The organism is Massilia sp. CT11-108, from assembly GCF_047302915.1.
Lineage (GTDB): Bacteria > Pseudomonadota > Gammaproteobacteria > Burkholderiales > Burkholderiaceae_D > Telluria > Telluria orientalis.
Map to the genome: position 1 here is coordinate 1 of NZ_JBKYMO010000109.1, position 13712 is coordinate 13712.

Genomic DNA, 13712 nt, shown 5'->3' on the forward strand with positions numbered 1-13712 from the left:
AAACGGGGTTTTTCTAACACTTTCCGGGCTTGGTTGGCCCCCCCGTAATTTGTTGGGTTTCGGGGGGGCCCGGGGGGGGGCCGGTTTTTTCCCCCCCCCCCAAAAAACCCCGAGCCCACGAGTCATCACAGGAACAGCTTGTAAACCGGATTCGCGCTCTCGTCCCAGTGGCGATAACCGAGCGTCGCGAGGAACTCGCGGAACTCGTCCATCTCGCCCGACGGCACTTGCAGGCCGACGAGGATGCGGCCCACGTCGCCGCCCTGGTTCCGGTAGTGGAACAGCGAAATGTTCCAGTTCGGCGCCAGGGTGTCCAGGAAGCGCATCAGCGCGCCCGGACGTTCCGGGAATTCGAAGCGGTACAGCAGCTCGTCGTGCGCGAGCCCGCTCTTGCCGCCGACGAGGTGGCGCACGTGCTGCTTGGCCAGTTCGTCGTGCGTGAGGTCGAGGGTGCGGAAACCGTGTTCCTCGAACGTGCGCGCGACGGTGCCCGACTCGCTGCGGCTGCCGATCTGCACGCCGACAAAGACGTGCGCCTCGCGCTCGTCGCTGATGCGGTAGTTGAATTCGGTGACGTTGCGCGGGCCGATCAGCGCGCAGAAGCGTTTAAAACTGCCGCGCTGCTCGGGGATCGTCACGGCGAACACGGCTTCGCGCGCCTCGCCCAGTTCGGCGCGCTCGGCGACGAAGCGCAGGCGGTCGAAATTCATGTTGGCGCCGCACGCGACGGCGACGAGCGTCTCGCCGCGCACCGGATTCTTCGACATCTGCGAACGTTCCACGTAGGCCTTCGCGCCCGCAATGGCCAGCGCGCCGGACGGTTCGACGATGCTGCGCGTGTCGGTGAACACGTCCTTGATGGCGGCGCACAGCGCGTCGTTGTCGACGATGATGATTTCATCGACCAGTTCCTGGCACAGGCGGAAGGTCTCGGCACCGACCAGGCGCACGGCGGTGCCGTCCGCGAACAGGCCGACGTCCGGCAGGGTCACGCGTTCGCCGGCCTTGAGGCTGCGCGCCATCGCGTCCGAATCGTTCGTCTGCACGCCGATGATCTTGATGTCGGGGCGGATCTGTTTTACGTACGCGGCCACGCCGCTGATCAGGCCACCGCCGCCGATCGCGAGGAAGATCGCATGGATCGGCGCCGAATGCTGGCGCAGGATCTCGACGCCGATCGTGCCCTGGCCGGCGATGACGTCCGGATCGTCGAACGGGTGCACGAACGCCAGCTTCTGTTCCTTTTCCAGCATCTGCGCATGGTTGAACGCATCCGTGTACGACTCGCCGTGCAGCACGACTTCCACGTTGCTGCCGCCGAAGGCGCGCACCGCATCCACTTTCACGCTGGGCGTGGTGGTCGGCATCACGATCACGGCGCGGCAGTTCAGGCGCGCCGCCGACATGGCGACGCCCTGTGCGTGGTTACCGGCCGACGCGCAAATCACGCCGCGTTTCAGTTGCGACTCCGACAGGTTGGCCATCTTGTTGTAGGCGCCGCGCAGCTTGAAGCTGAACACGCTCTGCATGTCCTCGCGCTTCAGGTAAATCTTGTTGTCGGTGCGCTTCGACAGGCTGGGGGCGTACTCCAGCGGGGTTTCGACGGCCACGTCGTAGACGCGCGCGGTGAGGATTTTCTTGAGGTAGTCGGTAGTCATGATCGGTGCGGGGCTGTTCGGGTTCCGGGGCGACGCTGACTGTCCTGCTTGGTGGGTAACCGAGGCGAGCAGTGCGGCAGCCTGGCTTGGTAGAGCCAGGCGTACCGTGTCGTTGCGAGGTGTTGCTCCTCATTATAATGTACTCAACTTATCCTTCCGCCGTCCAACCTTTCCTGCCGATGATCGAATCCGCCGTCCTGTGGCTGCTGAAATTCCTCGCCGTGCCCACTGTCGGGCTCACGTCGGTATTCCTCATCGCCTTCGTCTCCGCGACCCTGCTGCCGCTCGGCTCCGAGCCCGCCGTGTTCGCCGTGGTGAAAGCGAATCCCGCGATGTTCTGGCCCACCGTCCTCGTCGCCACGCTGGGCAACACGCTGGGCGGCATCGTCGACTACTGGATCGGCTACCGCGCCAAGGTCGCCTTCGCGAAGGAACGCTCGTCGCGCTGGTTCCACTGGCTCAAACGCTACGGCGCGAAGACGATGCTGCTGTCCTGGGTGCCGGGCATCGGCGATCCGCTGTGCACCCTGGCGGGCTGGCTGCACCTGCCGTTCTGGCCCAGCGTGATCTATATGGCGATCGGCAAGTTCGGGCGCTATGTGTTCATGACGGTCACGCTGCTGTACGTGCCGGACGGGTGGTGGAAGTGGCTTGGGGAGATGACGAGCCGGGTATTTGGATAGACGCGGCTGTTGTGTGCGGATGGTCTATGCCGGTTGGCATGTGACCGTGATCGGATTTAATCGCCGAGGCGAACTACGCGGCGTCCTTCATTCGACGCTGGCACGCCGGGAGCCGATCAACTTGCACCCGCATTCGCTGACGCAGCCTTCAACGGCTACGGCAATACCACCAACGGATAAGGTGGCATGGGCGGTAATGATCTTGTTGATCCCATGTGGTTTGCCGCCCGGGTAGCACTGTGGGCAATCTACTTGGTCGCCCAGCCGCGCGATAGGCTTGCCGTCGACATCGTGCGATGGCGAGCCACTGATCACCTTGCCGCCGTGATCAGTCGAGTCTCCGACTACAATAATCTTGAGCGGCATGGTAATTTAATCGGCAGGTTAGATTGTGAATTCAAGAAATAGGCTCAGTTCACCTTAAATCCACACCTTCCATCGCCATCGGAAGAATGGTAGAAATTTATTGGTTTTGCAGTTTTGGATTTTCTATACGTAACCATCTTGCCTTGCCTGATCCCGGAGCCGACCTGAGCAAAAACATACTCGCCACCAATCTTCCCGCCGATTACCTCAACTCGGGTGAGTTCGTAATTTCCGGCATCTGGATCGTCCTCCATATCCGTTCTCACGAAATTCGTGAACACCAGTGAGATTATGCCCTTCGATCCCACATATTGCACGACCGCGCCAACCTCCCTGTCTAGATCCGTATCCTTATAGGCCTTCAGAACAAATTGAATCTGCTTGTCAGAACCACCTCGTGCCGCATGGGTCCAGCACGATTCCTCCACCCGCACTTCAGCGTGCGCTATGCTCGAACCAAGGATCGTTACGCAAAACAAAGTATATAGTTTATTCATTTAAGCACCTGGCCTCTGTTTATCAAGGGGAGCGGAAATTTGCCAAGAGGGAATCCTCACGACAAACCTTTTTTTTTCGGTGGCCGTGTGAGTCCAGTTCCTCCGTCGGTTCTTTCCCGGTTGTGATGGCCGTATGGCGCTCGCTGGCAATGTGGCTGTCGCCTGCAGTAGTTGTTGCAATTCCTGAAGGCCTCGCCAGCACCAGATGTGGCTCCGTCAGCTCAGGAAAGCCACTATTTGCCGAGGAGGGGCCGGTAATCGCGTCGTTCTGCGTCTGGAGTGAAAGAGCGACGTCCTCCTGGTTGCTGCTGATATCTTGGGTGCCATTTTTTTGCGCAATCTCGCCCAAAATTCGATGCTGCTCTACAGCGAGACTGAGGCGCCGAGAGGTTTCTTCGACGTCCTTGATCGCCCCGTGCGCGCCCTGTCGAGCTTCAGTGGTAATCAGCATGCCCTTTGCCGCGCGGGCAACGCCGTGTCCATCAGTTCGTAGTTCCCATCCTTCACCGCGCGCATCCTTGCGTCCGCGAGTGTCGTCGATGCGAGTGATATGTCCGAGCGAGAGTTGGCTGCATTGATGATCGCTTTTCAACTGCGCCTGGATTCTGCCTGCAGTATCGTCCAGTATCAGATGATTACCTCGCCCACTGCCTTCTTCGGCTTGCAGCTCCCGGCTCCGCAACCCGCTCAAAGCCTGCTGCTCAGGCAACTGCCAAGGCGGCATATGCGTGAAGTTGTACAGCGCCCCAAGAATCACAGGATGATCAATGTTCCCGTCAAGATAGACCACCGCCACTTCCTCACCAACCCGAGGCAAGCGAATATTCCCGAATTCGCCGCCAGTCCCTGGCGACATGACACGGAGCCAAGGCGAACTGTTCTCGTCGTAATTGCCCAGCCTGTCCCAATGAAACTGGACTTTGACGCGCCCGTAGCCATCGGTATGGATTTCCGAACCGTCAGGCCCGGCCACGATCGCCGTCTGAATGCCGGGATAAGTGCAGGGCTTGCTGTTGTAGTGGCGGCCTGGACGCCACTGGATATCCTTGCGTACGCACCGGAACGAATTCTCGTAATGTGACGGCGCACCCGGCCCGGCCTGGTAGTTGTTGCTGGCTTCGTGGTCGACCGAAAGGATCAGATAGTCACGGTTAGCGATACTGGGGTGAGGCGCTTCACCCCACTTCGGCGCTTGCAGCTCGGCGCTGAAATGGCCGCCGAGCTTGAAGCATCGGCCGGGCTGGGCGGTACGATCGTTGCCGCGCGCTTCGAAATACTGGGTATTCGCATCGCGCTCGCCCATGCGCTGCTGCGCGAGTTTTTCGCCGTCGTCGTGGGTGCGAAACCCGTACGATCCCGTGCTTTCGTAGATCTCGTACGGAAAGACGTCGCCCTGATCATTCAGTGACTCGGCGGTCGACCGCTGCACGATCGGATTCTTGTAATCGAAGCTGGCCAGGGTCGTCTGGCCGGAACCGATGCGTCGCGCAGGGCTCCAATCGCGAATGCCGTCGTCTTCGAGCGAACCGGCCTTGTCGCGGAACGGAATCTCTCCTGAATCGTCGATCCCGGACGGATCGATGGGTTGCGCGAGCGTGCTTTTGTCGCTGAGCCAGAGCGTATGCCCGTCCGCCCGATGCTCATACCAGTAGTGCAGCCCGAGATCTTCCCAACGGCGGTGCAGGTGGTTGTAGTCGGTCTCGTCGTACTGGTTGGCGCAGGTCTTGCGCGGATAGTCGCCGACGATGGCCGCATGCCAGTCGGCCTGGCGGTAACGGGCAAACGTCAGTTCGGTCAATTCGATGACGCTCTTGCCGTGGAACGACACGTTGTCCTTGCGCAGCCTCGTAAAGGCCAGCCAGGGCTCGAGCACCAGGCGATAAAACGCGAAACCGCCGTCAGTGCGCATGAATTGGAATTCGGTGACGTAGCCGTTGAAGTAGCGCAGCGAGCCGTCTTCGCGCACGATGGAAATCGTCACCATCCTGGCCATCATCGCCTTCAAGGGAATTCGGGCGTCATCGGACAGGAGCTCGACCTCGACACGGAAGCAGCGGGACACTTCTTCGCGTGCCGACATCCGGTTCGGCAAGAGAATGGGATCAGGCCCGTCGCCCCGGGGGAATTCCAGGCGCATCAGGCGGTCGTGTTGCGCGCCGAGACCGAATACCGACAGCGCAGCGCCCGCGATCGCTTGACTCCTATCCATGTATTACCTCCGATCGGTTATCTGGTATCAGATTTTCCATCGGCCAAGGTAACCAACAGAGCTTGAATGATGTTGATAAGAAGCAAAAGTGGATTCGCTGGGCCTCTTGTGCCCCGTAGGCAACGAACGCAATTGATTCGTCCCCCTATGCCGAAGCCATGTCGCCCTGAAAATTTCTGGAATTGATGTAGCCCAGGTGCAGTGAGGTGCTTCGTACAAATACATATGGCACCAAGGTTAAGTCGACGTGGATAAGATGCCCTCGCGACCACGATGCCGAGCTTTCGCCGGAAAATCTTGCGTTCAACCAAAACAAATTTGCGCGAAAGCGTCGTTTTCCGCCCGTTTCTGCTTTTTCGCCGTTGCAAAAAATATTCCTTCCCCAGCGTGGTGCATCGCAATAAGCTAGAATAGAGAGTCCTACGCGTCAGTACGACAGTCGATCTCCCCATGAACGCTCCTGCCAATATCCACGCCCTGCTCGAAGAAAACGCGCCCATCCGGCTGCGCGAAATCCCTTATAACTACACGTCGTTCTCCGATCGCGAGATCGTGATCCGGCTGCTGGGCGAGTCATCGTGGCAGTTGCTGGATGAATTGCGCGGTGCCCGCCAGACCGGGCGCTCGGCCCGCATGCTGTACGAAGTCCTGGGCGACATCTGGGTCGTGCGCCGCAATCCGTACCTGCAGGACGACCTGCTGGACAACCCGAAGCGCCGCGCCAAGCTGATCGAAGCGCTGCATCACCGCCTGGCGGAAGTCGACAAGCGCCGCCTGACGGTCGATGCCGGCGAGTCCGACCCCGCCACGGCCGCGCGCCGCAGCGCCGCCGTCGAGCAGCTGCTCGTCGCCGCGCGCAAGGCCGTCGACGACTTCGGCCGCGAATTCGCCGACACCTACGACCTGCGCAAGCGCGCCAAGGCCGTGCTGGGCCGCTACACCGACAAGCGCAACATCCGCTTCGACGGCATGCACCGCACGTCGCACGTGACGGATGCCACCGACTGGCGCGTCGAATACCCGTTCCTCGTCCTGCTGCCGGACTCGGAAGACGAGATGGCCGGCCTCGTGAAAGGCTGTATCGAACTCGGGCTGACCATCATTCCGCGCGGCGGCGGCACCGGCTACACGGGCGGTGCGATTCCGCTGTCGCCGATGTCGGCCGTGATCAACACGGAAAAGCTGCTGCAGATGGGCGAGGTCGAGATGACGCGCCTGCCGGGCGTCGACCGCGAGTACGCGACCATCTTCACAGGTGCCGGCGTCGTCACGCAGCGCGTGTCGCAGGCGGCCGAGAAGGCCGGCTTCGTGTTCGCCGTCGACCCGACGTCCGCGCACGCCTCGTGCATCGGCGGGAACATCGCGATGAACGCGGGCGGCAAGAAGGCCGTCCTGTGGGGCACCGCGCTGGACAATCTCGCGTCGTGGCGCATGGTCGACCCGAACGGCGACTGGCTCGACGTCACGCGCGTCGACCACAACCTGGGCAAGATCCACGATGCCCCGGTCGCCACGTTCAAGCTCGAATGGACGCACCCGTCCGAGAAGGGCGCGCCGAAAGGCCAGCCGTTCCGCACGGAGACGCTGGCCATCGAAGGCCGCCGCTTCCGCAAGGAAGGCCTCGGCAAGGACGTCACCGACAAATTCCTCGCGGGCCTGCCGGGCATCCAGAAAGAGGGCACCGATGGCCTGATCACCTCAAGCCGCTGGATCCTGCACAAGATGCCGAAGTACACGCGCACCGTCGCGCTGGAATTCTTCGGCCAGGCGCGCGACGCGATCCCGTCGATCGTCGAGATCAAGGATTACCTCGACAGCCTGCCGAAGAGCGGCAAGCCGGAATTCGCCAGCCTGCGCCTCGCGGGCCTGGAACACCTGGACGAGCGCTACCTGCGCGCCGTCGGCTATGCGACGAAATCGAAGCGCGGCACCCTGCCGAAGATGGCGCTGTTCGGCGACATCGTCGGCGACGACGAGAACGCCGTCGCGCTGGCCACGTCGGAAGTCGTGCGTCTCGCGAACACGCGCGTGGGCGAGGGCTTCATCGCCGTCAGCCCGGAAGCCCGTAAAAAATTCTGGCTCGACCGCTCGCGTACGGCCGCCATCGCGCGCCACACGAACGCCTTCAAGATCAACGAGGACGTCGTGATTCCGCTGAACCGCATGGGCGAGTACACCGACGGCATCGAGCGCATCAACGTCGAGCTGTCGATCAAGAACAAGCTGCAGCTCGTCGAGGAACTGCACGCCTATTTCACGGCCGGGAACCTGGAAGTGACGAAGGCGGACGACGCGACGGGCGAAGGCGTGTCGAAGGAAGAGATCCTGGGCGACCGTCCACAGCAGGCCGACGAGCTGCTGGGCCGCGTCGCGGCGCGCTGGACCTGGATCACGGCGAACCTCGATCAGCCGCTGGGCGACGTGCTCGACAAGCTCGCCGACGTCGGCCTCGACGGTCTCGCCGGCACGTTCCAGGCGCGCCTCGCGCAGCAGCCGGGCGCCGTGCTGTTCGACGTCGTGCAGGACCACACGGTGCGCGTCTCGTGGAAGCAGGAGATCCGCGCGCCGCTGCGCCAGATCTTCAACGGTGCGGCCTATGAGCCGATCCTTGCCGAAGCCACCGCGATCCACAAGCGCGTGCTGCGTTCGCGCGTGTTCGTCGCGCTGCACATGCATGCCGGCGACGGCAACGTGCACACGAACCTGCCCGTGAACTCGGACGACTACGCGATGCTGCAGGACGCGCACAAGGCGGTCGAGCGCATCATGAAGCTGGCGCGTTCGCTGGACGGCGTCATTTCGGGCGAGCACGGCATCGGCATCACGAAGCTGGAATTCCTCACCGAAGACGAGATCCGCGACTTCCGCGACTACAAGCAGCGCGTGGACCCGGAAGGCCGCTTCAACAAGGGCAAGCTCCTGAACAGCGACACCGCATACGCCGACCTGCGCAACGCGTACACGCCGTCGTTCGGCCTGATGGGCCACGAATCGCTGATCATGCAGCAGAGCGACATCGGCGAGATCGCGAACAGCGTCAAGGACTGCCTGCGCTGCGGCAAGTGCAAGCCCGTGTGCACGACGCACGTGCCGCAATCGAATTTGCTGTACTCGCCGCGCGACAAGATCCTCGCGACGTCCGCGCTGATCGAAGCGTTCCTGTACGAAGAGCAGACGCGCCGCGGCGTGTCGATCCGCCACTGGGAAGAATTCGAGGACGTGTCCGACCACTGCACCGTGTGCCACAAGTGCGTGACGCCGTGCCCGGTCAACATCGACTTCGGCGACGTCTCGATGAACATGCGTAACCTGCTGCGCAAGATGGACAAGCGCAGCTTCAAGCCGGCCCACCGCGCGGCCATGTTCTTCCTGAACGCGACCGACCCGACGACGATCAACGCGACGCGCAAGGCGATGGTCGACCTGGGCTTCAAGGCGCAGCGCCTGGGCAGCAGTGTGCTGAAGGCCGTGGCGAAGGAGCAGACGAAGGCACCGCCTCCGACGACCGGCAAGGCGCCGATCCGCGAGCAGGTGATCCACTTCGTGAACAAGAAGATGCCGGGCAACCTGCCGAAGAAGACGGCGCGCGCGCTGCTGGACATCGAGGACGACAAGGTCATCCCGATCATCCGCAATCCGAAGGTCACCAACGCCGATACGGAAGCCGTGTTCTACTTCCCGGGCTGCGGTTCCGAGCGCCTGTTCTCGCAGGTGGGCCTGGCCACGCAGGCGATGCTGTGGGAAGTGGGCGTGCAGACCGTGCTGCCGCCGGGCTATCTGTGCTGCGGCTATCCGCAGCGCGGCGCCGGCCAGTACGACAAGGCCGACAAGATGATGACGGATAACCGCGTGCTGTTCCACCGCATGGCCAACACGCTGAACTACCTCGACATCAAGACGGTCCTCGTCTCGTGCGGCACCTGCTACGACCAGCTCGCGACCTACGAGTTCGAGAAGATCTTCCCGGGCTGCCGCATCATGGACATCCACGAGTACCTGCTGGAGAAGGGCGTCAAGCTCGAAGGCGTGACGGGGATGCGCTACATGTACCACGAACCGTGCCACAACCCGATGAAGCTGGGCGATTCGACGAAGACCGTGAACGCGCTCGTGCAGACCGTCGACAACGTCAAGATCGAGAAGAACGACCGCTGCTGCGGCGAGTCGGGCACGTTCGCCGTGAGCCGTCCGGACATCTCGACCCAGGTCCGCTTCCGCAAGGAGCAGGAAATGGTGAAGGGCGCCGACAAGCTGCGCGCCGACGGCTTCAGCGGCGACGTCAAGATCCTGACGAGCTGCCCGTCCTGCCTGCAGGGCCTGAACCGCTACAACGACGATTCGGGCACCACGGCCGACTACATCGTCGTCGAGATGGCGCGCCACCTGCTGGGCGAGAACTGGATGCCGAACTACGTGGCCAACGCCAACAACGGCGGCATCGAGCGGGTGCTTGTATGATGGGTTGCGAGTTGTGCGAACTGGCCGTGCCGACTGTCGTCGATAACGACAAGTTCGCCGTCATCCTCGTCGACGATGCCAACTACCCCGGCTTCGCGCGCGTGATCTGGAAAGACCACGTGCGCGAAGTGAGCGACCTCGCGGATGCGGATCGCCTGCTGCTGAACGATGCCGTGTACAAGCTCGAACTCGCCGTGCGCGAGGTGATGCAGCCGCTGAAAGTCAACGTGGCGAGCCTCGGCAACGTGGTGCCGCACCTGCACTGGCACGTGATCCCGCGCTACGCCGACGACGCGCACTTCCCCGCGCCCGTGTGGGCGCAGGCGCAGCGCACGACGGACGAGGCGGTGCTCGTCGCGCGCCGGGCGCTGGTGCCGCAGCTGGCGGAGGCGATCGCACGCCGGTTCACCGACCGCTAAAATATCCACCGTCGTCATTCCCGCGCAGGCGGGAATCCATACTGAGTCGATCGAAGACACTCCGAATGGATTCCCGCTTTCGCGGGAATGACGGTTTCAATACTTTCAAGCCATGGCAAACCCCACCAACCTCACCATCCGCCAGCAGTCGAAGATCCTGGAAATCGCCTTCGACGACGGCGCCGCGTTCTCCATCCCGTTCGAGCTGATGCGCGTGTACTCGCCGTCGGCTGAAGTGAAGGGCCACGGCCCGGGCCAGGAAGTGCTCCAGGTCGGCAAGCGCGACGTGGGCATCCGCGGTGTCGAGCCGGTCGGGAACTATGGCGTCAAGCCGCTGTTCACGGACGGCCACGAGTCCGGCATCTACACGTGGGACTACCTGTACAAGCTGGGCAACGAGCAGGACGCGCTGTGGCAGGATTACCTGGGCCGCCTCCATGCGGCGGGGTATGAAGGCGACAGCGGGCGCGAAGCCAGCGCCGTGCCGGCGGCCGGGCAGAAGGGCGGCGGTTGCGGCAGCGGTGGGTGCAGCCACTGACGAAAACGAAAAAAGCGCCGGTTTGCACACGGCGCTTTTTCGTTTACCGGCCTGGAATTACTGCGGCTGGATGTTTGACGCCTGCTTGCCTTTCGGGCCGGAGGTCACGTCGAAGGTGACGCGCTGGTTTTCCGCCAGCGATTTGAAGCCTGCCGAATTGATGGCCGAGAAGTGTGCGAACAGATCGTCGCCACCATCGTCAGGTTTGATGAAGCCAAAGCCTTTTGCGTCGTTGAACCATTTCACGGTGCCAGTCGCCATTTGTTTCTCTCTCTAGAAATTTTTTTAACAAGAAGTATCGCCGGCAGCACATGGTTAAGCGATAAACATCCCTGTTCCTGACTGTGCGCAAGCGAAAACCATTATAAGCAGAGTTTTAACAATTGGGATGCACGTTTGTTATCTTGTGTGGTAAAGCCGACATTGACGTCGACGCAAACGTTTTCTTCGCGTTCGCCCGGGGTAAGTCATCTTTAAGTCGGGCGGCGGACCCCGGCTTGTATAATGTGGCAAGACTAAACGGCTTGCTACTATGACCAACACCACCCATTTCGGCTACAAGACCGTCTCGGAAGACGAGAAGGTCCACGAGGTAGCCAAGGTATTCCACTCGGTCGCGTCCAAATACGACGTGATGAACGACCTGATGTCCGCCGGCCTGCACCGCGTGTGGAAGGCGTTCACCATCGCCCAGGCCGGCATTCGTCCCGGCTTCAAGGTGCTCGACATCGCCGGCGGTACGGGCGACTTGTCGAAGGCATTCGCCAAGGCGGCGGGACCGAGCGGCGAGGTCTGGCTCACGGACATCAACGAGTCGATGCTGCGCGTGGGCCGCGATCGTCTATTGAACAAAGGTCTGGTCACCCCCACCTTGCTCTGTGACGCGGAAAAACTGCCGTTCCCGGACAATTATTTCAATCGCGTCAGCGTGGCCTTTGGCCTGCGCAACATGACGCACAAGGATCAGGCATTGGCGGAAATGCGCCGGGTGCTCAAGCCGGGCGGCAAGTTACTGGTGCTGGAGTTTTCCAAAGTGGCGGCGCCGCTGCAAAAGCCGTATGACGTGTATTCGTTCTCGGTGCTGCCGTGGCTGGGCCAGCGCATCGCCAACGATGCGGAAAGCTACCGGTATCTGGCGGAATCGATCCGCATGCATCCGGACCAGGAAACGCTGAAGGGCATGATGGAAACCGCGGGCCTGGAAAGAGTGCAGTACTACAACCTGACGGCCGGTGTGGCCGCACTGCACACCGGCATCAAACTTTGAGGTGAGCTGATGAAAAAGTTTTTGGCCAGCATGATGATCGCGCTGATGACGCTGTCCAGCGTCGCCGATGCGCGTCCGGTCGGCGGTGGCCGTTCGTTCGGCCGCCAGTCGCAGTCCGTGAGCCGCATGCGCGCACCTGCGCCGGCCCCGGCACCTGCCCAGCAGCCGTCGTACCAGCAACGTCCGGCGCCGGCTCCCATGGCGCCGGCCCAGGTGCCGCAGAAACGGCCGAGCATGTGGAAAGGCGTGCTGGGCGGTGCATTGCTCGGCCTTGGCCTGGGCGCGCTGTTCTCGCACTTCGGCATCGGCGGCGCGATGGCCAGCGCCTTGTCGTCGCTGCTGATGATCCTGCTGCTCGTGTTCGCCGTGATGTTCATCATCCGCATGTTCCGCCGCAAGGACACGCCGGCCAACCCGACTTTTACGGGCTTTAACCGGGATCCGGTACCGGCCTCGGCCACGCCGGAAATCGGTTCGGGCCTGAACAGCGGTAGTGCTTACCCTGGCAACCAGGGCGGCTTCCAGTCGGGCTTCTCGAATGCGCCGTCGCTCGACAAGGCCGCGCCCGCGCACGAGCAGTGGGGCGTGCCGGCCGGGTTCGACACGGAAGCGTTCCTGCGCCACGCCAGGTCCTCGTTCATCCGCATGCAAGCGGCCTGGGACCGCGGCGACCTCGCCGACCTGCGCGAATTCACGTCGCCCGAGGTGTACGCCGAACTGTCGCTGCAGATCCAGGAACGGGGCGGCCAGCCGGACTACACGGAAGTCGTCAACATCGATTCGCAGCTGCTGGGCATCGAGACGACCGACCGCGATTACCTGGCGAGCGTCCAGTTCAACGGCATGATCCGCAACGCGCCGGGCGCGGCGCCGGAACCGTTCGTCGAAGTCTGGAACCTGGCCAAGCCGCTGTCCGGCAATGGCGGCTGGGTCCTGGCGGGCATTCAGCAGATTACTTAAAATTTTCGCAAGAAAAGTTCCGTGCTCTAGGGTTTATGCTCTGGTGAACTGGTAAGATCGAAACCGCCCGACCTACGGGCACCTCGAAAAACCGTCGCAAGCGGCCGCAATGCTGTGGGAGAAGCGCAGCTGTACGAGGAGTACAGCGAGCATCGCAGCACAGCAGTGCAACGCGCAGCAGGTTTTTCGACGTGTCCAGTGCCGGGCGGTTTTATTTTGTGCAGACGAAAATGGTCATGTCTTCGACTCCCTCTTTCCTGTCGCCGTCGGCTCCGGCCGTCGCGACGATCAATCACTTGCTGGCGCAGGAAGCCTGGGCGCGCGACGCGCTGATGCGCCATGCCGGCAAGACCGCCGTGATCGATACGGGCCACCTGGCCCTGCGCATGCGCGTCGCGCGCGACGGCATGCTCGAGACGGCGGGCGTCGACGATGCGGCCAGCGTCACCATCCACGTCAAGCTCTCCGACCTGCCGCTGATCCTGCAGAACCGCGACCGCGCGTTTTCGTACGTACGGATCGAGGGCGATGCCGAGTTCGCCAACACGATCTCGCAATTGTCGAAGGGCCTGCGCTGGGATGCCGAGCACGATCTCGAGCGCGTGGTGGGGCCGATCGGCGCCGTGCGCCTCGCCGGCGGTGCGCGCTCGGCGGTGA

The 13712-nt window shown here is 62.3% G+C and carries 12 protein-coding genes; 7 read left to right on the plus strand and 5 right to left on the minus strand.

Annotated elements, in window-relative coordinates:
* Positions 1-125 precede the first annotated feature (125 nt).
* Positions 126-1658, minus strand: a complete 1533-nt coding sequence (gene ilvA, locus ACEN88_RS11420; RefSeq protein WP_413339685.1) for a threonine ammonia-lyase, biosynthetic — start codon at positions 1656-1658, stop codon at positions 126-128.
* Between the two features lie 179 nt (positions 1659-1837).
* Between ilvA and ACEN88_RS11425 the strand changes: the two genes are divergently transcribed.
* On the plus strand, positions 1838-2341 hold the full coding sequence (locus ACEN88_RS11425) for a YqaA family protein (protein ID WP_413339687.1): 504 nt from the start codon (positions 1838-1840) through the stop codon (positions 2339-2341).
* 87 nt (positions 2342-2428) lie between these two features.
* Here the strand turns inward: ACEN88_RS11425 and ACEN88_RS11430 are convergent, their stop codons facing one another.
* Genes ACEN88_RS11430 through ACEN88_RS11440 form a run of 3 tightly spaced genes read right to left on the minus strand, consistent with a single transcriptional unit; the run spans position 2429 to position 5413 of the window.
* Positions 2429-2707, minus strand: coding sequence for a PAAR domain-containing protein (locus tag ACEN88_RS11430; RefSeq protein WP_413339689.1), 279 nt, complete (start codon positions 2705-2707; stop codon positions 2429-2431).
* 44 nt (positions 2708-2751) lie between these two features.
* Positions 2752-3204, minus strand: coding sequence for a hypothetical protein (locus ACEN88_RS11435; RefSeq protein WP_413339691.1), 453 nt, complete (start codon positions 3202-3204; stop codon positions 2752-2754).
* Positions 3205-3226: 22 nt separating this feature from the next.
* A complete protein-coding gene (locus tag ACEN88_RS11440; protein WP_413339693.1) occupies positions 3227-5413 on the minus strand; it encodes a type VI secretion system Vgr family protein in 2187 nt (728 codons plus the stop codon).
* A 450-nt stretch (positions 5414-5863) separates the two neighbouring features.
* On the opposite strand from ACEN88_RS11440, the gene ACEN88_RS11445 reads away from it, so the two are divergent.
* From ACEN88_RS11445 to ACEN88_RS11455, 3 genes are all read left to right on the plus strand, one after another.
* Positions 5864-9871 (plus strand): DUF3683 domain-containing protein, encoded by a 4008-nt coding sequence (locus tag ACEN88_RS11445; RefSeq protein WP_413339695.1) that lies wholly within the window; start codon positions 5864-5866, stop codon positions 9869-9871.
* On the plus strand, positions 9868-10290 hold the full coding sequence (locus ACEN88_RS11450) for an HIT family protein (protein ID WP_413339697.1): 423 nt from the start codon (positions 9868-9870) through the stop codon (positions 10288-10290). The genes ACEN88_RS11445 and ACEN88_RS11450 overlap by 4 nt, the downstream gene beginning before the upstream one ends.
* 112 nt (positions 10291-10402) lie before the next feature.
* Positions 10403-10828, plus strand: coding sequence for a gamma-butyrobetaine hydroxylase-like domain-containing protein (locus ACEN88_RS11455; protein ID WP_413339699.1), 426 nt, complete (start codon positions 10403-10405; stop codon positions 10826-10828).
* Between the two features lie 57 nt (positions 10829-10885).
* Here ACEN88_RS11455 and ACEN88_RS11460 read toward each other — a convergent pair whose 3' ends face one another.
* On the minus strand, positions 10886-11089 hold the full coding sequence (locus ACEN88_RS11460) for a cold-shock protein (RefSeq protein ID WP_413339701.1): 204 nt from the start codon (positions 11087-11089) through the stop codon (positions 10886-10888).
* A 271-nt stretch (positions 11090-11360) separates the two neighbouring features.
* Between ACEN88_RS11460 and ubiE the strand changes: the two genes are divergently transcribed.
* From ubiE to ACEN88_RS11475, 3 genes are all read left to right on the plus strand, one after another.
* Positions 11361-12095: a bifunctional demethylmenaquinone methyltransferase/2-methoxy-6-polyprenyl-1,4-benzoquinol methylase UbiE gene (ubiE, locus tag ACEN88_RS11465; RefSeq protein WP_413339703.1), complete on the plus strand. Its 735-nt coding sequence runs from the start codon at positions 11361-11363 to the stop codon at positions 12093-12095.
* Between the two features lie 9 nt (positions 12096-12104).
* Positions 12105-13055 carry a Tim44 domain-containing protein gene (locus ACEN88_RS11470; protein WP_413339705.1) on the plus strand — a complete coding sequence of 317 codons (951 nt, stop codon included), beginning with the start codon at positions 12105-12107 and terminating at the stop codon, positions 13053-13055.
* A gap of 230 nt (positions 13056-13285) precedes the next feature.
* Positions 13286-13712 (plus strand): SCP2 domain-containing protein (locus ACEN88_RS11475; protein WP_413339706.1); only part of this gene is annotated, 427 nt, incomplete at its 3' end.

Coding starts and splice junctions, on each gene's coding strand:
- ilvA (WP_413339685.1), bottom strand. CDS start 1,658: ATGACTACCGACTACCTCAAGAAAATCCTCACCGCGCGCGTCTACGAC.
- ACEN88_RS11425 (WP_413339687.1), top strand. CDS start 1,838: ATGATCGAATCCGCCGTCCTGTGGCTGCTGAAATTCCTCGCCGTGCCC.
- ACEN88_RS11430 (WP_413339689.1), bottom strand. CDS start 2,707: ATGCCGCTCAAGATTATTGTAGTCGGAGACTCGACTGATCACGGCGGC.
- ACEN88_RS11435 (WP_413339691.1), bottom strand. CDS start 3,204: ATGAATAAACTATATACTTTGTTTTGCGTAACGATCCTTGGTTCGAGC.
- ACEN88_RS11440 (WP_413339693.1), bottom strand. CDS start 5,413: ATGGATAGGAGTCAAGCGATCGCGGGCGCTGCGCTGTCGGTATTCGGT.
- ACEN88_RS11445 (WP_413339695.1), top strand. CDS start 5,864: ATGAACGCTCCTGCCAATATCCACGCCCTGCTCGAAGAAAACGCGCCC.
- ACEN88_RS11450 (WP_413339697.1), top strand. CDS start 9,868: ATGATGGGTTGCGAGTTGTGCGAACTGGCCGTGCCGACTGTCGTCGAT.
- ACEN88_RS11455 (WP_413339699.1), top strand. CDS start 10,403: ATGGCAAACCCCACCAACCTCACCATCCGCCAGCAGTCGAAGATCCTG.
- ACEN88_RS11460 (WP_413339701.1), bottom strand. CDS start 11,089: ATGGCGACTGGCACCGTGAAATGGTTCAACGACGCAAAAGGCTTTGGC.
- ubiE (WP_413339703.1), top strand. CDS start 11,361: ATGACCAACACCACCCATTTCGGCTACAAGACCGTCTCGGAAGACGAG.
- ACEN88_RS11470 (WP_413339705.1), top strand. CDS start 12,105: ATGAAAAAGTTTTTGGCCAGCATGATGATCGCGCTGATGACGCTGTCC.